This window comes from Levilactobacillus muriae (assembly GCF_045862015.1).
Taxonomy (GTDB): Bacteria; Bacillota; Bacilli; order Lactobacillales; family Lactobacillaceae; genus Levilactobacillus; species Levilactobacillus muriae.
Map to the genome: position 1 here is coordinate 42889 of NZ_BAAFRU010000005.1, position 17891 is coordinate 60779.

The window sequence follows — 17891 nt, forward strand, 5'->3', positions numbered from 1 at the left end:
CTATACTGCTGAAACGTGGGACAGAAGGCAGTTGACTCCGCTTAAAACTGATAACTGAAGGTTGAAGTTCCAAAGCATTCATTATGGCTGTTGCAACAACGATACTGGGCCTAAAATGAAGCAACGTCGTCCAACCATCGCCTTACCGGCCGGCAGATATGGGCTGGATTGGTGCGAACACAACTTGAAGCCTCGAAAGAACCGAGTCTCCAAGTTTGGTTTTCTACTAGGCCAGTGGGAAAACCACCCACCAGCTAAGTAGAACGACGCGCCTGAGTCCATATCTGCCGACCTCTCGGCTACCATAGTTGATTCAAGGTAACATGGACTATGCCTAAAGAAACATTATTGTTTTAAGCTTAAATTCTAACAACCACCTGGGGTTCAGTGGTTGAAATGGCCATGTACAATCTAAGCTGGAGTGCGGCTGTTTTCACTAATTTAGCCGTGATAATTCCTACTGTCGCAAGAGTAACGCAAACATTTTAGCCGGCGAACCGCCTTTTATGCCACTCTTTACATGTCTGAGGCTAGTGGCTTACACGGTTACTTGGCAGTTGTTGAAAAATCCTGAAGATTCACGGATTGCGTGGTCAACGGGCTTACTTGTGGCGTAAGCTAGACATAGCAACTTAAGGTAGGAGGACTCGCGATGAGTGACATGATTTTAGTGGTGGAGGATGATGCGGCGTTGTTGGCATCGGTCAGTATGGATCTGCAGTTTGAGGGGTACACGGTGCTTAACGCCAAAGACGGTCGCAGTGCGCTTGAAGTGTATGAGAACAATCGGGGGCAACTGGACTTGATCATTCTGGATTGGATGCTGCCCAAGCTGGACGGACTCGGCGTATTGCGACGGATTCGACGCAACGATGATCTGCCAGTCATTATGATGACCGCGCGCGACTACGTGAGTGATAAGGTCACGGGGTTAGACACTGGAGCGGATGACTACATTACTAAGCCGTTCGATTTAGAGGAATTGCTTGCGCGGGTCCGTGTGATTTTACGGCACCGTCAGACGACGACGCCAGCCACGCAGCAACTACACGTAGGGCAGCTGATGGTCGACACGCGCAGTCGCCAAGTTAGAAACGGTGGCGATCTGATTCAGTTGACCCAACGGGAGTACGATCTCTTACTCTGTCTCATGAAGAATGCCGGCGAGACGCTGACCCGCGATGACTTACTGGATCAGGTTTGGGGCGTGGACTTTGAAGGCCAACCCAATATTGTCGACGTTTACATCCGTTACTTGCGGCACAAGCTTGCGGCGGGTAACGTTAATGATCTGATTCACACAGTTCGTGGCGTGGGCTACGTTCTCTCCACGGAATATGTGGGGTGAGCGCAGAATGGCTAAACCACAAACAACGGCTCGTGAGATTCATAAACGGGTGATCCGACTGCTAATCATAGCCACGCTACTCATGGGGACCGCCATCATCACGGTGGTCGGCTTTCAGCAGATTCACCAGACCCAGCAGTCCGCTACGCGTTTGATGAAGGGACTGCAACATTCAGTAATTGATGACCAACCCGACTGGCATTGGTGGCGGCGATATAGCGCTATTAATACGTTTGAGACCAATGTCCGGGTGACGAATCCCCGTGCCAGCTCGGTAAAATATTACTATTCGCCATTTACCCGTGATTTTCTGAGTTACAAGTCACACAAAATGTTCGGAACCAATGCCATCAGCTACACGCAGGGGTATGGGTTAACGTACTACCGGAAAAGCTACTATCATGGGAATCGTTTAGAAATTTGGCTAAACCTTATGCCAATCGTGGCGACGCTGTTGTCGGTGATCGTCGTAGTTCTACTGGTCATGGCGGCGACCATTCTGATCGGGGGCGTTTACGTCCGGTCGCTCGCCCGGCAACTTACACAGCCGTTGGCGAGTTTAAACACAGCCGCTCAGGAACAGGCGCAACAACGAGAACGGCGGATTGCCTTGCCAGTTCCGGTGAAACCGGTTGAGGTTAATCAACTGGCCGAGAGTTTTAATGCGCTCTTGGAAACAGTCAACGCGCACACTACACAGGAGCGGCAGTTCACCTCGAACGCCGCCCATGAACTGCGGACACCGATTGCTGCTGTACTGACTCAGGTACAGCTTCTCCAGCGCCGCGCGACCGAGCATCCTGAGATTGTCCCACAGTCGTTGGCTTACATCAGTGAGGAGTCAATCCGGATGAAGAATTTGGTGGATAGTCTCCTGACCCTGTCGCGGGCTGACCGGGCCGTCTTGAAGCTGGTGCCGATTGACCTGCAGGACGTGATTGCCGCAGTGGCAATCCGTGAACGACCATTGCTTCACCAATCGCTCACGATAACCGGCACACAATCGGCGGCTGTGGTCCTGGGGGCCGCGGAAAGTTTGGAGCAGGTGCTGACGGCGCTACTCGATAATGCCGCTAAATATTCGCCAGCGACGTCGACCATCACCGTTGATTTGGAAACGACGGCGACCATTCATCGCATTTACGTTAAGGATGAGGGGATGGGGATCAGTGCGGCAGATAAGTCTCACGTTTTCGAACGATTCTACCGTGCCGATGCGGCCCGGACACCAGAGATTGCGGGTACCGGTTTAGGCCTGGCCATCGTCGAACAGTTGGTGCACCTGAATCACGGAAGCATTGACGTCATTGACAACGTTCCCCGCGGCAGTCAATTTGTGGTGACATTGCCTCGCGCAGATGATCAATCTGAGAAAATCTCAGAATAATTTCTTTTAGAGTAAGTTTTTAAAATGAACAAATTCAGCTATGATTGAGACATTCAATTGTGGTTGAACTTTTTTCTGGGAAGGCGAGACGGATACACGGCAATGACGAAAGTCTTTGGGGAATACCATTGTCTACCACCGACTAACGGCAATTGAACATCTGGTGTTGTGCATTCGTTTTGGGGAAATAGCGGTCCTTTCCGGGAAGGCTAGCTTGCATGAACCAGGATAAAGTCGTGTTGGGGAATGCGGCTATGGAAAATAGAATTTAACGAGTAATTGAGCGATTGGTCAACGGAGTATGGGAAGACAACAAGCAGAATAGCAGGTCGTGTCGTTAGGCCTATCAGAAAGGAGCCGTGCGTGGGGACGTCGGCTCCTTTAACGTCTAGTAAGTCAGGTAACCTAACGGCTGTTTCCGACTCTGCCTTGATTGTGTTTCAATCTGGCCATTGCGATAATGAAGAACTACAGGGGGAATTTATGATGGGGAAAAGACTATGGTCGGGTCTTCAAAAGCACATGACGTTAATTAAAGGGCTGTTTATGTTTTCCGTATTGCTCTTTATTATCCGTGAGATCGGTCGCGTGGCGCATGAAGTTAGTGGGCAACAGGTCCAAACGGTTTTGGCGTCGCTGAGTTGGGGAACACTGGGACTCCTTTTGGTAGGCGGCTTTGTGGCAGTCTTGCCAATGTTGATCTATGACTTCACGATTGTAGAATTTTTACCCGGTGAATTCTCGACGGGGTACATCGTCCGTAGTGGGTGGGTCACCAATACTTTTACGAATCTCATGGGTATGGGTGGTCTCCTCGGGGCGAGTTTGCGGGCAAACTTCTACTCGGCAGCAGCCACGAAGAAACAAGTGGTGTATGCCATCTCAAAGATTGCCCTATTTCTCCTGGCGGGGTTGTCCCTATCATGTTGGGTCGCACTCCTGTTACTCTTTGGTTTTGACATAGGCCAGCCGTATCAGGGGTATTGGTTCTGGCTTCTGGGCGGCGGCCTGTATTTTCCGGGTTTGTTCTTATTCACGAGATTTAACGACAGTGAGTTCTTTAGGGATCTAACCTGGACGCGTGAACTGCGGTTGATCGTAGGGTCCAGTCTGGAGTGGGGGAGCTGTGCGCTCTTCTTTCTTCTGATTGGTTGGGCATTGAGACTGCCATTAAATCTAGCTGCCGTATTTCCAATGTTCGTGGTGGCCTCGGTCGCGGGAGTCGTCTCAATGATTCCCGGTGGCTTGGGGAGTTTTGACGTCTTCATGATTTTGGGACTAGGAATGCTGGGGGTCAGCCGCGCGGATGCGGCGGGGTGGTTGCTGTTATACCGATTATTTTATTACCTCTTCCCGTTTGGCGTGGGGGTCGGTCTCTTTTTCCATGATGCCGGTCGTAAGATCAATCGTTTCTTAAATGGCTTGCCAGTGGCAACCTTGCGGCGGGGTGCCCATCTATTTGTGACGACCTTTATGTATTTCTCAGGCGTGATGATGCTCCTGTACGCGACGATTCCGGACGTGGTCTTAACCAATCATCTTTACATTCGATTGGTCCCTTATATGTTTTACTTTCTGGATCAAGTCTCGAATATTATCGTGGCCTTTCTACTGATTGGGCTGGCACGCGGTGTTGGCGCACGGGTCAAACGGGTCTTTTGGCCGACACTAGTGGTCTTAACGATTGCGATTGGCAACACGCTTTGGCGGGAGAACTTTCCTGGTGGGCTGGCCGTTCTGTTAGGCTTAGTATTGGCTTGTCTGATCTTTGCACGACCGGAATTGTACCGCGAGGGTTTCCACTATTCCTGGGGCGGTCTATTGATCGATGGCAGTATCTATGTGGGGACCTTCTTGATGTATACCGTGCTGGGATTGTACATGTTCCAAGGGCATCATCGGCCCTGGTTACCAAAGAGCTGGCTCGTTCCGTCGATGCAAGTCTGGCTGAACGGATTGGGTGGCCTACTGGTGGCCCTGCTGATTCTGTTGGGCATCTATCGCTATCTATCCCATTCACGGCAGGAATGGCTGTATCAGGCTTTTGATGGACCGCGAGTACGTGCATTGATTCGACAATTCGGCGGCAATGAGGTCAGTCATCTGGCCTTCCTCCGGGATAAGCACCTGTACTTTTATCGGGAAGGCGATGAAGACCAACTACTGATTCTATTTCGGCAGCGGGCTGATAAGCTTCTGGTCATGGGTGAACCGATTGGCAATCAGGAAAAACTAGCGCCGGCGCTCAAACAATTCATGCATGACGCCGACCTGGCCGGGTTACGGCCGGTCTTTTACGAGATTAGTGAGTCATTGACGCTGCGGCTTCACGAGATGGGCTTTGACTTCATCAAAGTGGGCGAAGAGGGTCACGTTGACTTGACGACGTTTAGCCTTGTGGGAAAGGGCCACCGTGGGGAACGTGCACTGGTTAATAAGTTCCGTCGCGAGGGGTATACTTGTGAGATTCAACAGCCGCCGTTCAGTGACAAAGACTTTGCGGCACTGCAGGCCATTTCGAATTCGTGGCTGGGAGAACAGACGGAGAAGGGCTTCTCGATGGGGTTCTTTGATCGAACCTACCTTGATGAGGCACCGATTGCTGTAATGAAGACTGCCGCCGGTGAAATTGTGGCATTTGCCAATCTGATGCCGACGGGTGACCGGAAGATGACGTCGATTGATTTGATGCGAGAGAGCCACGCGGCGCCCTCGGGGATTATGGATGGCCTGTTTGTGTATCTGTTTGAGCTGTGCCGTGATCAGGGCTACTCTGCTTTTAATTTAGGGATGGCACCGCTGGCCAACGTGGGGGTCTCGAACTTTAGTTTTATTGAGGAGCGGGCGGCCCATCTAATCTATCAGTACGGGTCCAGCGTTTACAGCTTTCAAGGACTACGGGCGTACAAGGAAAAGTATGTGACGACTTGGCAGCCGAAATATTTAGCCTATCGGCGGCGAGCGTCACTGATCTTCACGATGCTCCAATTGATGCTGGTCATTAACCGACCGGCGACGGGGCCAAGGACGCGGCTAGTGCCGCGCTGGCTGGATCGCTGGCTGACCGATGAGATCAACTGGCAGAATCGCCGTTAACTGGTTAGATAGCAGCTATTGGGGGTGTTTCAAACCAGTCGCTTGCGGCAGCCAGGGATGTAGCCGACTTAGACTGGGCTTTATCCTTGATAGTGGCTGATCAGTGGGTGTATCTGTGAATTGGGCAATATTGTTCAGACAAAAAGAGCGTAAAAAAAGAGCGCGCATTTAAGCCCGTTCAGTTAGAGTCAACCACGCCCGTTTAAAAACGGACGCTTGTGGTCACTACACCCCATGGCATGGCGGCCACAATTTGCTTAGATACAGCGTTTGCCTACGAATAGGACTTATCCGCTAATTACCAAAGCCTTTTAGGTCCGCAGGTTTCCAGACGGACACAGTTCTTACAAGGTTGCTAAACCCTTCCACTTGGTCTGGGTCACTAAGTACCGGCACGAGGCGTTTACAATGCCAAAGAGGGAGGGGCAGCGCGCTTATTCTTTGAATGACATTCCGAGATAAAAAGCCAAAAGTTTTGGAGTGGGCATCTCTGGTCTCCTAGTTACTTCATGAGTACCTTGGGTGACATGAGCAAGGAGACCGTGGAAAACAATATCATAAAATAACAAAAAGCATGATGGCATTCATCCCTTGTTTGAAAATAAGGGAATTCTGCCTAACTCGTATTAAATTTGAGCATCACCAGTGAAAATGAAGAACGCTGGCATCGCTTCAGCTAGTGTGTTGGGTTAGGGATGGCGCCAGCCGTGATAGCGACAGAATCCCTGACAGCCACAGGCAAAATTTCTCAACGCCAATAATAGCTAAAAGCTAGTTCGTGTATTTATAGGGCAACTGGTGATGGAAGGTTGCGAAGCCTGCGAAAATTTCAGCAATCGAAGCCGCATCAATGAAGAGATCCATATTTTCTTGCGGTGCGAAGCCTTGGTCACAGCACTTCTGCATCATGGCCACGAGTTCATCGAAGTAATGGTTAATGTTGAAGAGAGCAATTGGCTTTTGGTGAACGTTGATCTGACTCCAAGATAGCATGGTCGTGAACTCTTCAAACGTGCCAAAGCCACCGGGGAGCACGATAAAGGCATCGGATTGGCGGAGCATTTCATCCTTCCGTTCGTCCATGGTACTGGTCTCTAACAGCGTGGTGACGTTGGTTTCAGCCAAGCCCATTTCACTTAAAAAGGTAGGAATGATGCCGATAACTTCTCCGCCGGCATCCATGGTGGACTTGGCAATTGCGCCCATCAGGCCCTCCTTACCACCGCCGTAGACGACGGGGTGATTGTTAGCGGCGAGATATTGGCCCAGCGCGTTCGTTTGATTGAGAAAGTCTGGATCATAACCGTGGTTGGACCCGCAGAAGACGCAGACGTTTTTGATTTTTGGCATAGGAATTGACCCCCTGAATTTAGACAGTGGCGCGCCGGATGACGCTATCATTTTTCAAACAAGTATTGGCGCGTAACTTACAATCCATTATACCGCAAAATGACGGGTGGCCTAGGCCAAATTTGGCAGAGTTTTAGCAAGTGAGTGTTCGTTGGGGAAGTCACTAGAAAGGGTGAGGGGTAATGGCAATCGAAAAAGTTGTGATCGCTGGTGGTGGGACGATGGGCAGTCAGATTGCGTTTCAAATTGCGTACAGTGGCCTGTACGTGACCATCTATGATGTCAATCCTGCAGCCAGTGCTGCGGCGAAGCGGCGGGTGGCCACGTGGGATCGGATCTACATGCGAGAGCGTAAGGCGACGCCAGCAGTGATCAAGACGACCAACGATCATTTGCGCTACGCCACAGATTTGGAGACAGCAGTGGAAGATGCCGATTTGGTGATTGAGACCGTCCCCGAGGTAGTGGGGGTAAAGAATGAATTTTACGCCCAATTGTCCAAGGTGGCCCCACAGAAGACGATCTTTGCGACCAGTACATCGACGCTGGTTCCCAGTCAATTTGCGGCGATTACTGGGCGACCTGGAAAATTTTTGGCGTTGCATTTTACGAACCATGTCTGGGTCAATCATCTGGCTGAGGTGATGGGACATCCTGGTACGGACCCGGTCGTCTACCAGGAGGTGGTGGCCTTTGTACGGCGCATTGGCATGATTCCGATTCAACTGCAGAAGGAACATCCTGCTTATATTTTAAATGCGATGCTGGATTCCTTCTTGAGTACGGCGCTAATGCTGTGGGTCGAGGACGTGGCCGACTTCGAGACCATTGATCGGACCTGGATGATGGCAACGGGAGCCGTTCGTGGGCCGTTTGCAGTGCTCGATGAGATTGGGCTACAGACGGTCTATCAGCTGATGCTGGGTGCCAGTGCCGAACCGGGACGCGAGGGTCTGGTTACGGTAGCTCACCGAATTAAGATTGAATTGATCGACAATCACCGACTGGGGCAGGAGACCGGTGCGGGGTTCTACGAGTATCCCAACCCAGCGTTCCAGCGGGAAGGATTTGTCCAGGGAAAATAGGGTAAATGATGGCCAACCCCCGATGGTATGGCCATTTTATTTGGGTATTGCGTTCCGTTTGGGCGGTCGGTACACTGAGGGTAACTGAAGACGAGGAGGTTTAGCCATGACAGTTCCTGATGTGAATGCGGTTTACCCTAATCCGGAAATTAAGGAAGTCGTGTTTCTCAAAAATGTGATTCAACGATCCAACATCGAAGTCGGCGATTACACGTATTACGATGATCCGGTGGCACCACTGGCGTTTGAACAGCATGTGACCCATCACTATGAGTTTTTAGGTGATAAACTGGTGATCGGCAAATTTTGCGCGATTGCCAGTGGCATTGAGTTTGTGATGAACGGGGCCAATCATGCTATGGCGGGGGCGTCGACTTATCCCTTTAACATTCTGGGTGGGGACTGGCAGGCATTTACACCCCGACTGGCGGATTTGCCGTTGAAAGGAGACACGGTGGTCGGCAACGACGTCTGGCTGGGACAAAATGTCACGGTATTGCCCGGTATAACGATTGGTGATGGTGCTATCGTGGGGGCCAACAGCGTCGTGACCAAGGATGTGGCACCGTACACAATCATCGGCGGTAATCCAGCGACACTGATTCGTCCCCGATTTGAGTCGGCAGTGATCGCAGCCTTGGAAAAGTTGGCGTGGTGGGATCGTGACATCGCGTGGATCACGACACATATTCCGGCGTTAACGCGTGCAACACCAACCGTTGCCGCGATTGCAGCGTTGATGTAATTTGGGAGCCTGAATGGTTAATTGGATAGGAGCTGCAGGTAGCAATCTATAACCCCTATAAAAGCAAAAGAAGCCGCAAACGTGCGGGCCATCATATGGTGGCTTGGCGTTTGCGGCTTCTTTGAACGGTCTGCTTTATTTGCTAGGATCGTCAGGATCTTTTGGTTCACTGATGTTGTAGTCGCTGTCGTTCATGGCTTCGACGTTACCTAATAGGTAGCCGTTCCCCACTTGGGAGAAGAAGTCGTGGTTGGCGGTCGATGTGGAGATCCCATTCATGACGACGGGATTCACATCTTCGGCGGTATCAGGGAAGAGTGGATCTTGGCCCAGGTTCATTAGTGCCTTGTTGGCATTGTAACGGATGAAGGTCAAGACTTGTTCCGTCCAGCCAACTTGGTCGTAGAGGGTGTGCGTGTATTTTTCTTCGTTATCGTATAACTTATAAAGGAAGTCGTACATCCAGTCTTTCATTTGTTGTTGCTCGTTGTCGGTTAATTCCTTCATACCGAGTTGGAACTTGTAACCAATGTAGGTGCCGTGGACGGATTCATCCCGCAGAATCAACTTGATGATTTCGGCAACGTTGGCTAACTTGTTGTGACCCAGGTAATACAGCGGCGTAAAGAAACCAGAGTAGAACAGGAACGTTTCCAGGAAGACACTGGAAATCTTTTTCTTTAAAGGATGCTCGTCATCGTGGTAGAGGTCGAAGATTCGCTTGGTTTTATTCTGTAGGAATTCTTCGGAGTCACTCCATTGGAAGATTTCATCGATTTCGTCGGGCGTGTTCAGTGTAGAGAAAATTGTGGAGTAACTCTTGGCGTGAACGGATTCCATGAATTGGATGTTGTTCAAAACCGCTGTTTCATGCGGGGTTCGAACATCCTTACGTAGGGCCGCCATCCCATCTTGCGATTGTAGCGTGTCCAGTAAGGTCAGTCCGCCAAAGACGTGGCCCACGACCCACTGGTGATCGGTATCCAGTGTCCGCCAGTCATCCAAGTCATTGGAGACGGGAATTCGGGTATCCAACCAGAATTGCTCCGTTAGTTTTTCCCAAGTTGCCTTGTCGATTTCGTCAGAAACCGCGTTCCAGTTAATTGCGTTATAATTTTCAGTTCTTGCCATTGCAGCCACTCCTTTATCTTTTTACCAGTGTCTAACCCAAGTGTTGGGTTAAGCTTACCACATTTAGCTAGTGAAAACGTTAATCAAAAAGCGGTGACTTCCGCTAATGCTGCCAAGCACAGAATCCCGGAGGGGCCACTGGACTGAACAACACGCGGATTCACCGCCCTTCATTAACTTTAGCTAAATAACACAACTTTCACATTGGTTGGCGCCGACTTCGTTATTATCATCGGTAAACGTTCGTACGTAGTAAATGGATTTGATGCCTTTGCAGTAAGCATAGTTGCGTAAGATACTGAGATCCCGCGTCGTCATCTTATCGGTCCGACCGTTCTTCCATTCGTACAAGCCTTCAGGGATCGTCGAGCGCATGAATAACGTCAGGCTCATGCCTTGGTCCACGTGCTTCTGAGCTGCCGCGTAAACGTCGATGACTCGTCGCATATCTGTGTCGTAAGCGGACTTGTAGTAAGGCATGGTATCGTTATCGAGGTAAGGGGCTGGGTAGTAGATCTTCCCAATCTTCTTTTCCTGCCGTTCCTCAATCCGGTTGATGATGGGGTGGAGGCTAGCCGTGGTATCGTTGATGTAAGAGATCGACCCGTTAGGCGCAACAGCCATCCGATTCTGGTGGTACAGCCCGTCTTGCATGACCGCTGCCTTGAGCGCTGCCCAATCTTCAGGAGAAGGTAACCAGACGTCCTTAAATAAGGCCTGAACCTTTTCCGCGTTTGGCCGCCAGTCTTGTTCCGTGTAACGGTCGAAGTAGCTCCCATCCGCATAGGTACTCTTGTCGAAATTGTGGAAAGTTTCGTGCCGCTCCTTGGCGATTTCGTTGGAAGCCTTGAGTGTCCAGTAGTTCAGCAACATGAAGTAGACGCTGGTGAACCCGATACTGTCTTTAGAGCCATACATCATGTGGTTCTTGGCAAAGTAACTGTGAAGGCCCATGGCACCCAGACCAATCGTGTGGGCGAGGTGATTGCCCTTTTGAATCGAAGGCACGACGTCGATATCTGAATGGTCGGTGACGAATGTCAGGGCGCGAACCATGGTTTCGACAGAGTGACCGAAGTCGGGGGAAGTCATCAGGTTAACGATGTTGGTTGATCCCAAATTGCAGGAGATGTCGGTTCCCATTTTGATGTATTCCTGCTTGTTGTTGACTGTGGATGGCGTTTGAACCTGCATGATTTCAGAACACAGGTTACTCATCACGATGCGGCCATCAATGGGACTTTCACGGTTAGCAGTATCGATGTTGACGATATAAGGGTAACCGGATTCTTGCTGAAGCTTGCCGATTTCCGTTTCTAGTTCACGGGCTTTCAGCTTCTTCTTACGGATGTCGGGGTTAGCGACCATGTTGTCGTATTCCGTCGTGATATCCACGTAGGAGAACGGCTTGCCATAGATGCGTTCCACATCGTAGGGGCTAAACAAGTACATGTCGGCGTCCTGTTCACAGAGTTCGTAGAATTTGTCAGGAACCGTGACACCGAGTGACAGCGTCTTGAGTCGGATTTTTTCATCAGCGTTTTCCTTCTTGGCACTCAAAAAAGCGACAATGTCGGGATGGAACACGCTCAAGTAAACCACACCGGCTCCTTGGCGTTGGCCTAGCTGATTAGAGTAGGAAAAACTGTCTTCCAGTAACTTCATGACGGGGACCACGCCGGAAGCGGCACCGTCGATGTGCTTGATAGGATCGCCGGCACCACGCAGGTTGGAGAGGCTAATGCCGACCCCACCACCAATACGGGACAATTGTAGCGCGGAGTTGATGGTCCGACCAATGGTGTTCATGTCATCGGTGGACTGAATCAGAAAACAGGAAACCAGTTCACCACGCCGTGCCCGGCCAGCGTTTAAGAAGCTTGGCGTTGCGGGTTGGTAGCGTTGGTGGATGATTTCGTCGGCAAGGTCGTGAGCCAATTGTTGGTCGCCACCGGCAAAGTCGAGGGCATTCATAGCCACGCGGTCGATGAAGTTTTCTAAGTAGTAGTCGTTGTCGTCGGTCTTCAGTGCGTATTGCGCGTAGAACTTGTAGGCGGCCATGAAGGACTTAAAGTGAAAATCTTGCGCTTTCAGGTAGCTGTAGAGATCCGCGATAAAGTCAAATGGATACTGTTCGATGACCTGTTGTTCAACGTAGTTCCCGGCGATAAGGTAGTCGAATCGATCACGCAGCGTGTCAAACTTTTTAGTGTTAGGGATCACGTTTTCAGTCAAGAAGGCCTGTAAGGCTTCCTGATCCTTATTCAATGGAATCTGCCCATCGACGGGGATATTGATCTCGTTATTTAAGTCGTAGTACGTGACGTCGCCTAAATTCTTTAAACTCATACTCGCCATCTCTTCCTTCTCTTTAATGTCATTGCTTCTTTGGTCTAACAGTTGCCACCTGCAGTTATCAGAGATTTCGCCTGTTGTGGGCCAATCAAACAGATGTGATTGGTCCAATCACCCATATTTAGATGACAATTAGCTAACATATGAAAAATCAAATAAAAAATGGCGACACCGTGAACAAACACGACGTCGCCAAGACGGGTTTGTGCTTACTTCAATTAGCCCGCAATCTTGGTCAATTGGTCTGGCCGGAAGCCATAGAAAGCAGGAAGTCCCTGTGCTTCGACAACTGGTACGGCTTGGAAGCCGTGGTCTCTTAGGTAAGACACATATTCTGGATTTTGATTAATGTTCCGTTCCTCAAACGCCACGTTGTGTTCGCTGAGAAAACGTTTCGTCATCTTGCATTGCATGCAGTTGTTCTTTGAGTATACTGTTACTTTCATTGTTGCCACATCCCTTAAATTTCAATATCAATGAATTAAGTGTACACCAGATGTAGAAAATAGCAATTAAAAAAAGCACCATATTTGGTAGTTGGCAAATACAATAACTACTAAATATGGTGTTGAATGGATTAAATTTATTTTTCTTGTTTTCCGCCAAAAAACTAAGGTAAAATAGACTTAAAAGGTGGCGGAGAATTTGACTAATCACTATTATACACAAAATCCAGATGTTTTACATGAGGAACACCATTGGCCGTTTACCCTCTTAGGCAACGAATTGTTGTTTACCACCGACAACGGGGTCTTCTCCAAGAACCAAGTTGACTATGGATCACGGGCATTATTGGCAGCCTTTAACGCTGATAAGACGCCAGCTGGCCCATGGCTAGACTTGGGTACCGGTTACGGTCCCATTGGCCTAGCACTGGCTAAGAAGTGGCCGGAACGGCAAGTTACAATGGTTGACGTCAACGAGTTGGCGCTGGACCTAGCGCGGCAGAATGCCGTGGCCAACCAGATCGAAAACGTGGAAATCAAGACGTCAGATATTTACGAACACGTCACGGAGCGTTACGCTGCTATCCTAACGAACCCACCCGTTCGTGCGGGAAAGCAGGTCGTCACGACCATGTTGACCGGCGCTAAGGCGCACCTCTTGCCGGGGGGAACGTTGACCGTTGTTCTACAGAAGAAGCAAGGGGCACCATCGGCTGAAAAGAACATGAAGGCCACGTTTGGCAATTGCGAAATCATCAAGAAAGATAAAGGTTATTATATTTTAGAAAGTACGCTAAATTAACCTAATCGACCGGAAAGGAGGGGTTCGATGCGTGACACTTCCTATTCACCACTGCAACGACATTATATGGAAGAGGCCTTGTTTGAAGCGGACCAAGCTGGCCTAATCGGAGAAGTGCCGATTGGGGCGGTCATCGTTCACGATGGCAAGATCGTGGGTCGCGGGCACAATCTCAGGGAACATGCCAACGACGCCACGCTTCACGCCGAAGTTCGTGCTATTGAAGAGGCCTGTGCGACACTTAAGAGCTGGCGTCTCGAAGATTGTCAACTCTACGTGAGCATCGAGCCCTGCCTGATGTGTAGCGGTGCCATTATTAATGCCCGGATCCCAGAAGTCTTTTACGGTGCCCGCGACCCCAAGGCAGGGGCCGTGGACAGTCTGTATCAGACGCTAACGGACGCGCGACTCAACCACACAGTCACGGTTCACGAAGGGCTGATGGCCAAGGATGCCGGCGAACGGATGGTGGCGTTCTTTAGGGCTGCGAGAAAACGTCAGAAGGCGGCTAAGAAGGCCCGTAAGGCAATGACATCGGTGCAGGATTCGCAAGACTAACCGATTGTGATGGTCGTTGAGGTCTGTGGTATTTCAGATGATAATTTTGACAAGCTGCTAGACAGGCTTAGCGAATCATGATACACTAGTTATTGCCGTTAAGGCCTTGAAGCAAGGGCGGACTTATGAATTGTGTCAGGTCCGGAAGGAAGCAGCACTAAGTTTGCTTCGCTTTGTGCTTCAAGTTTATGAGCAATTAAGCAGGAGCTGTGACGTTTGTCGCAGCTCCTTTTCTGTCTTCAAATTCTATCTGACGGAATCACAATGTGGCCGCTTGGTTTCAAACAGTAAAATTAATTTCCGCTAAAACCAGCCCAACAATCCGTGACAGACGGTAGGGAAAAAGGCTATAATTATGAACAGCGAATTTATCTGAGAATTATTGAAGAAAGGAACCGATTGCATGGCTTATCAAGCACTCTACCGGGTCTGGCGCCCGCAGCGTTTCGATGACATGATTGGGCAAGAAGTCATCACACGTACACTGAAGAATGCCATTACAACGAATCAAATCAGTCACGCGTACCTCTTTGCTGGGCCGCGGGGCACTGGGAAGACCTCGGCCGCGAAGATTTTTGCCAAGGCAATCAACTGCCACCATCAGGTCGACGGCGAACCCTGCAATGAATGTGAGACGTGTAAGGCCATCACAAATGGGACACTAAACGACGTCATTGAAATCGATGCGGCTTCCAACAATGGGGTCGAAGAGATTCGAGACATTCGGGATAAGGTCAAGTATGCCCCAACTGTGGCCGACTACAAGGTCTACATTATTGATGAAGTCCACATGCTATCTACGGGAGCCTTTAACGCCTTACTGAAGACGTTGGAAGAACCACCAGCTAACGTGATCTTTATTCTGGCAACGACGGAGCCGCACAAGATTCCGGCGACAATTATTTCACGGACACAGCGGTTTGATTTCAAACGGATTGCGGCCAACGACAGCTACGCGCGGATGATCTACATCCTTAAGCAAAAGGACGTCACTTACGACGATCAGGCCGTGAAGGTGATTGCCAAGGCCGCCGAGGGCGGGATGCGGGATGCTCTGAGCATTCTGGATCAGGCGTTGTCCTTCGGGGACAATGAGATTACACTAGACAATGCCCTGTTGGTCACCGGGAGCGTCACACATGAGCTGTTAGCAACCTACATTTCACAGGTTCTAGCTGGTGATACCAAATCAGCTTTGGCGAGTTTACAGTCCGTCTTAGAGGCGGGTAAGGATGCCGAACGGTTCACCGAAGACATCATCAGTTATGCCCGGGATCTGTTGCTCTATCAGCAGGCACCACAGATGGTCGAAGAGGCCGAGATGGGGAGTGTCAGTGAGGACTTTCAGACGCTGTCTAAGCAGACACCGGCTCAGACCATGTACGCCATGATCAATGAGCTTAATGCCATTCAGCAGCAGATGCGCTTTACGACGCACCCCGATGTCTATCTGGAAATCTTGACCATCAAGTTGGCCGAAATTGGGGGGCAGAAGAACGCCACACCAGTGAGTGCTACGGTACCAGTGGCAACGCCAAATGCGGAGGCATCGTCACCTGCCCCAGTGGCGGGTAATGCCAACGTCACCGAACTTCAACACGAGATCGATCAGTTGCGGTCGGCTGTGAAACGCCTCGAGCAGGTACCGGCAGCCGCGGCCGCTGCACCCGCCAAGGCGAAGCCACGTGGGACCAAGTCACCGGCTACCAAAGAGGTTAACTTGGCTAAGATCTATCCGGTGCTGGGATCGGCGACTCGTGAGAAGCTCAATCAGCTTCAGGAAGTTTGGCCTGACTTACTCAATAGTTTGACTGTCACACAGCGGGCCGTCATGAAGGTTTCACAGCCCGTGGCGGCGGCAAATTCAGGGGTCATTGTGGCTTTTGACTATTCATTCCTGTATCAACGGGCGACGACCGATCATGAGCTGACTGATGCGCTGGAGAACGGTCTCGACCGAATGATTGGGTCGGCGCTGCCAGTAGTCTTCGTGCCCAAGGACGAGTGGCCAGTGATTCGAAAGAATTATCTGACTACACATCGTGATGAGCTACAGGCTAACGATGAGGAAGAGACTCAGTCGGACAAGCCCGCAGCCAATCCGGTCGTGACGAAGGCCGAAGAACTTTTTGGTAAGAACATTGTTGACGTTAAACAAGATTAAACTTTGAAAGGATGATACTAATGCGGAATATGGGAAATATGGGAAACATGATGAAACAGATGCGGCAAATGCAACAGAAGATGGAAGAGGACCAAGCAAATTTAAACGGGCAATCCTTCACCGGAACGTCACCAGACGACATGGTTCAAGCTACCTTTACCGGGGACCGGAAGATGACTGACCTAGCCATCAAGCCAGAAGCCATCGATCCCGATGACCCCGACATGCTAGCCGACTTGGTTCTGGCAGCCGTTAACGATGCCCTGAACAAGGTCGATGCGACCACGAAGCAAACGTTAGGTAAGTACACCCAAGGGATGAATATTCCTGGTATGTAAGGTAGAAAGGACGTTGTGACATGCAGTACCCAGAACCCATTGCGCAGTTGATCGACAGCTACATGAAGCTGCCGGGCATCGGCCAAAAGTCAGCGACTCGACTGGCATTTTTTACCATTGATATGGCGGACGACGATGTCACGGCGTTTTCCAAAGCATTGGTCTCAGCAAAGCGGGACCTGCACTATTGTTCAATCTGTGGGAACATCACGGAGAGTGATCCCTGTGCCATCTGTGCCGATAAGACACGGGACCAAAGTCACGTGTTGGTGGTCGAGCAGGCCAAGGACATCATGGTGATGGAAAAGATGAAGGAGTATCACGGCCTGTATCACGTTTTGCAAGGCGTGATGTCGCCGATCGAAGGTAAAGGGCCGGAAGACTTGAACATTACCAGTCTGATTAACCGCCTGCAGAAGAATCCTGAGATGAAGGAAGTCATTATCGCGACGAACGCCACGCCTGAGGGTGAAGCCACGGCAATGTACCTGTCGCGGTTGATCAAGCCGGCGGGGATTAAAGTGACGCGTTTAGCTCACGGCTTGTCCGTGGGAAGCGATATTGAATACGCTGACGAAATGACGCTGTTTAAGGCTGTTGAAGGCCGGACAGAGATGTAGGAGGGCGACTATGTTTGGACGAAAGAAACGCCAATTTCCCCGATTGAAGGCAGCATACGATGAACAGCTTTTAGCATCCATCGATGACGCTAAGGATCGTTGGGACCACGCGAAGCAAACGGAAGAAGCCATTGCTGACGCCGATAACGAAATGACGGCGAATACTGCTTTGGCGCGGCAAACCTACCTGTTCTTGTACCGCGAAGCACGGCTACGGCGGGTCAAGGGAAAGCACATCTCAGCGGCGGTATTTCGCGATTAATTTAACACCTAAATGAGTGAAACAGTTAAAATCTGAAGGTTTCAAGTTCCCAAACACCTATTACGCCTGTTGTCACAACGATACAGAGGTTAAAATTAGGCAAGATCGTCTAAACCAGCCGGCTTACCGTTCACCAAATTTAGGCTGGGACGCGGTGGGTAGGACGCTGTCAGCCTGAAAAGCGGGCTGTCAGCTCGCTTTGAA

The 17891-nt window shown here is 50.4% G+C and carries 16 protein-coding genes, 1 other RNA gene and 1 pseudogene; 14 read left to right on the forward strand and 4 right to left on the reverse strand.

What is annotated here, in order from left to right; genetic code table 11:
• Window positions 1-115: 115 nt before the first annotated feature.
• The 5 genes and pseudogenes from ACKTSF_RS04480 to ACKTSF_RS04500 all read left to right on the forward strand — a co-directional run.
• Entirely contained in the window at window positions 116-262 is a 147-nt protein-coding gene (locus tag ACKTSF_RS04480) for a hypothetical protein (RefSeq protein WP_407887013.1), read from the forward strand.
• A 390-nt stretch (window positions 263-652) separates the two neighbouring features.
• Window positions 653-1348, forward strand: a complete 696-nt coding sequence (locus ACKTSF_RS04485; protein WP_407887015.1) for a response regulator transcription factor — start codon at window positions 653-655, stop codon at window positions 1346-1348.
• Window positions 1349-1355: 7 nt separating this feature from the next.
• Window positions 1356-2735 carry a sensor histidine kinase gene (locus ACKTSF_RS04490; RefSeq protein ID WP_407887017.1) on the forward strand — a complete coding sequence of 460 codons (1380 nt, stop codon included), beginning with the start codon at window positions 1356-1358 and terminating at the stop codon, window positions 2733-2735.
• A gap of 486 nt (window positions 2736-3221) precedes the next feature.
• The gene (gene mprF / locus ACKTSF_RS04495; protein WP_407887019.1) at window positions 3222-5831 is read left to right on the forward strand and encodes a bifunctional lysylphosphatidylglycerol flippase/synthetase MprF; all 2610 of its coding nucleotides are present in this window, start codon (window positions 3222-3224) and stop codon (window positions 5829-5831) included.
• Window positions 5832-6241: 410 nt separating this feature from the next.
• Window positions 6242-6397, forward strand: a pseudogene (locus ACKTSF_RS04500) (transposase); the annotation flags it as partial.
• A gap of 205 nt (window positions 6398-6602) precedes the next feature.
• Here ACKTSF_RS04500 and ACKTSF_RS04505 read toward each other — a convergent pair.
• The gene (locus ACKTSF_RS04505; RefSeq protein ID WP_407887021.1) at window positions 6603-7181 is read right to left on the reverse strand and encodes an LOG family protein; all 579 of its coding nucleotides are present in this window, start codon (window positions 7179-7181) and stop codon (window positions 6603-6605) included.
• 182 nt (window positions 7182-7363) lie between these two features.
• On the opposite strand from ACKTSF_RS04505, the gene ACKTSF_RS04510 reads away from it, so the two are divergent.
• Together ACKTSF_RS04510 and ACKTSF_RS04515 are read left to right on the forward strand one after the other, a co-directional pair.
• Window positions 7364-8266: a 3-hydroxyacyl-CoA dehydrogenase gene (locus tag ACKTSF_RS04510; protein WP_407887023.1), complete on the forward strand. Its 903-nt coding sequence runs from the start codon at window positions 7364-7366 to the stop codon at window positions 8264-8266.
• A 106-nt stretch (window positions 8267-8372) separates the two neighbouring features.
• Window positions 8373-9011 (forward strand): Vat family streptogramin A O-acetyltransferase, encoded by a 639-nt coding sequence (locus tag ACKTSF_RS04515; RefSeq protein ID WP_407887025.1) that lies wholly within the window; start codon window positions 8373-8375, stop codon window positions 9009-9011.
• Window positions 9012-9146: 135 nt separating this feature from the next.
• Here ACKTSF_RS04515 and nrdF read toward each other — a convergent pair whose 3' ends face one another.
• The 3 genes from nrdF to nrdH form a co-directional block, all read right to left on the reverse strand.
• On the reverse strand, window positions 9147-10142 hold the full coding sequence (gene nrdF, locus ACKTSF_RS04520; RefSeq protein ID WP_407887027.1) for a class 1b ribonucleoside-diphosphate reductase subunit beta: 996 nt from the start codon (window positions 10140-10142) through the stop codon (window positions 9147-9149).
• Window positions 10143-10325: 183 nt separating this feature from the next.
• Window positions 10326-12491 carry a class 1b ribonucleoside-diphosphate reductase subunit alpha gene (nrdE, locus tag ACKTSF_RS04525; RefSeq protein ID WP_407887029.1) on the reverse strand — a complete coding sequence of 722 codons (2166 nt, stop codon included), beginning with the start codon at window positions 12489-12491 and terminating at the stop codon, window positions 10326-10328.
• Window positions 12492-12715: 224 nt separating this feature from the next.
• Window positions 12716-12943: a glutaredoxin-like protein NrdH gene (gene nrdH / locus ACKTSF_RS04530; protein ID WP_407887031.1), complete on the reverse strand. Its 228-nt coding sequence runs from the start codon at window positions 12941-12943 to the stop codon at window positions 12716-12718.
• Window positions 12944-13142: 199 nt separating this feature from the next.
• Here nrdH and ACKTSF_RS04535 point away from each other — a divergent pair, with 199 nt between their 5' ends.
• The 7 genes from ACKTSF_RS04535 to ACKTSF_RS04565 all read left to right on the forward strand — a co-directional run bounded on the left by ACKTSF_RS04535 (window position 13143) and on the right by ACKTSF_RS04565 (window position 17687).
• The gene (locus ACKTSF_RS04535; protein ID WP_407887033.1) at window positions 13143-13745 is read left to right on the forward strand and encodes a class I SAM-dependent methyltransferase; all 603 of its coding nucleotides are present in this window, start codon (window positions 13143-13145) and stop codon (window positions 13743-13745) included.
• A gap of 27 nt (window positions 13746-13772) precedes the next feature.
• On the forward strand, window positions 13773-14303 hold the full coding sequence (locus ACKTSF_RS04540; RefSeq protein ID WP_407887035.1) for a nucleoside deaminase: 531 nt from the start codon (window positions 13773-13775) through the stop codon (window positions 14301-14303).
• Between the two features lie 103 nt (window positions 14304-14406).
• Window positions 14407-14493: signal recognition particle sRNA small type (gene ffs, locus ACKTSF_RS04545), an RNA gene on the forward strand.
• 213 nt (window positions 14494-14706) lie between these two features.
• A complete protein-coding gene (gene dnaX, locus ACKTSF_RS04550) occupies window positions 14707-16467 on the forward strand; it encodes a DNA polymerase III subunit gamma/tau (RefSeq protein WP_407887037.1) in 1761 nt (586 codons plus the stop codon).
• Between the two features lie 20 nt (window positions 16468-16487).
• Window positions 16488-16805, forward strand: a complete 318-nt coding sequence (locus tag ACKTSF_RS04555; RefSeq protein WP_407887039.1) for a YbaB/EbfC family nucleoid-associated protein — start codon at window positions 16488-16490, stop codon at window positions 16803-16805.
• Between the two features lie 20 nt (window positions 16806-16825).
• Window positions 16826-17425 carry a recombination mediator RecR gene (recR, locus tag ACKTSF_RS04560; RefSeq protein ID WP_407887041.1) on the forward strand — a complete coding sequence of 200 codons (600 nt, stop codon included), beginning with the start codon at window positions 16826-16828 and terminating at the stop codon, window positions 17423-17425.
• A 10-nt stretch (window positions 17426-17435) separates the two neighbouring features.
• Window positions 17436-17687 carry a YaaL family protein gene (locus ACKTSF_RS04565; RefSeq protein WP_407887043.1) on the forward strand — a complete coding sequence of 84 codons (252 nt, stop codon included), beginning with the start codon at window positions 17436-17438 and terminating at the stop codon, window positions 17685-17687.
• Window positions 17688-17891: the final 204 nt, after the last annotated feature.

Excerpts from the sequence above, each read along its gene's own strand:
- ACKTSF_RS04490 (WP_407887017.1), top strand. The coding sequence starts at position 1,356 with ATGGCTAAACCACAAACAACGGCTCGTGAGATTCATAAACGGGTGATC.
- dnaX (WP_407887037.1), top strand. The coding sequence starts at position 14,707 with ATGGCTTATCAAGCACTCTACCGGGTCTGGCGCCCGCAGCGTTTCGAT.
- ACKTSF_RS04515 (WP_407887025.1), top strand. The coding sequence starts at position 8,373 with ATGACAGTTCCTGATGTGAATGCGGTTTACCCTAATCCGGAAATTAAG.
- recR (WP_407887041.1), top strand. The coding sequence starts at position 16,826 with ATGCAGTACCCAGAACCCATTGCGCAGTTGATCGACAGCTACATGAAG.
- ACKTSF_RS04485 (WP_407887015.1), top strand. The coding sequence starts at position 653 with ATGAGTGACATGATTTTAGTGGTGGAGGATGATGCGGCGTTGTTGGCA.
- nrdF (WP_407887027.1), bottom strand. The coding sequence starts at position 10,142 with ATGGCAAGAACTGAAAATTATAACGCAATTAACTGGAACGCGGTTTCT.
- ACKTSF_RS04480 (WP_407887013.1), top strand. The coding sequence starts at position 116 with ATGAAGCAACGTCGTCCAACCATCGCCTTACCGGCCGGCAGATATGGG.
- ACKTSF_RS04505 (WP_407887021.1), bottom strand. The coding sequence starts at position 7,181 with ATGCCAAAAATCAAAAACGTCTGCGTCTTCTGCGGGTCCAACCACGGT.
- ACKTSF_RS04540 (WP_407887035.1), top strand. The coding sequence starts at position 13,773 with ATGCGTGACACTTCCTATTCACCACTGCAACGACATTATATGGAAGAG.
- ACKTSF_RS04555 (WP_407887039.1), top strand. The coding sequence starts at position 16,488 with ATGCGGAATATGGGAAATATGGGAAACATGATGAAACAGATGCGGCAA.
- ACKTSF_RS04565 (WP_407887043.1), top strand. The coding sequence starts at position 17,436 with ATGTTTGGACGAAAGAAACGCCAATTTCCCCGATTGAAGGCAGCATAC.
- ACKTSF_RS04510 (WP_407887023.1), top strand. The coding sequence starts at position 7,364 with ATGGCAATCGAAAAAGTTGTGATCGCTGGTGGTGGGACGATGGGCAGT.
- nrdE (WP_407887029.1), bottom strand. The coding sequence starts at position 12,491 with ATGAGTTTAAAGAATTTAGGCGACGTCACGTACTACGACTTAAATAAC.
- nrdH (WP_407887031.1), bottom strand. The coding sequence starts at position 12,943 with ATGAAAGTAACAGTATACTCAAAGAACAACTGCATGCAATGCAAGATG.
- mprF (WP_407887019.1), top strand. The coding sequence starts at position 3,222 with ATGGGGAAAAGACTATGGTCGGGTCTTCAAAAGCACATGACGTTAATT.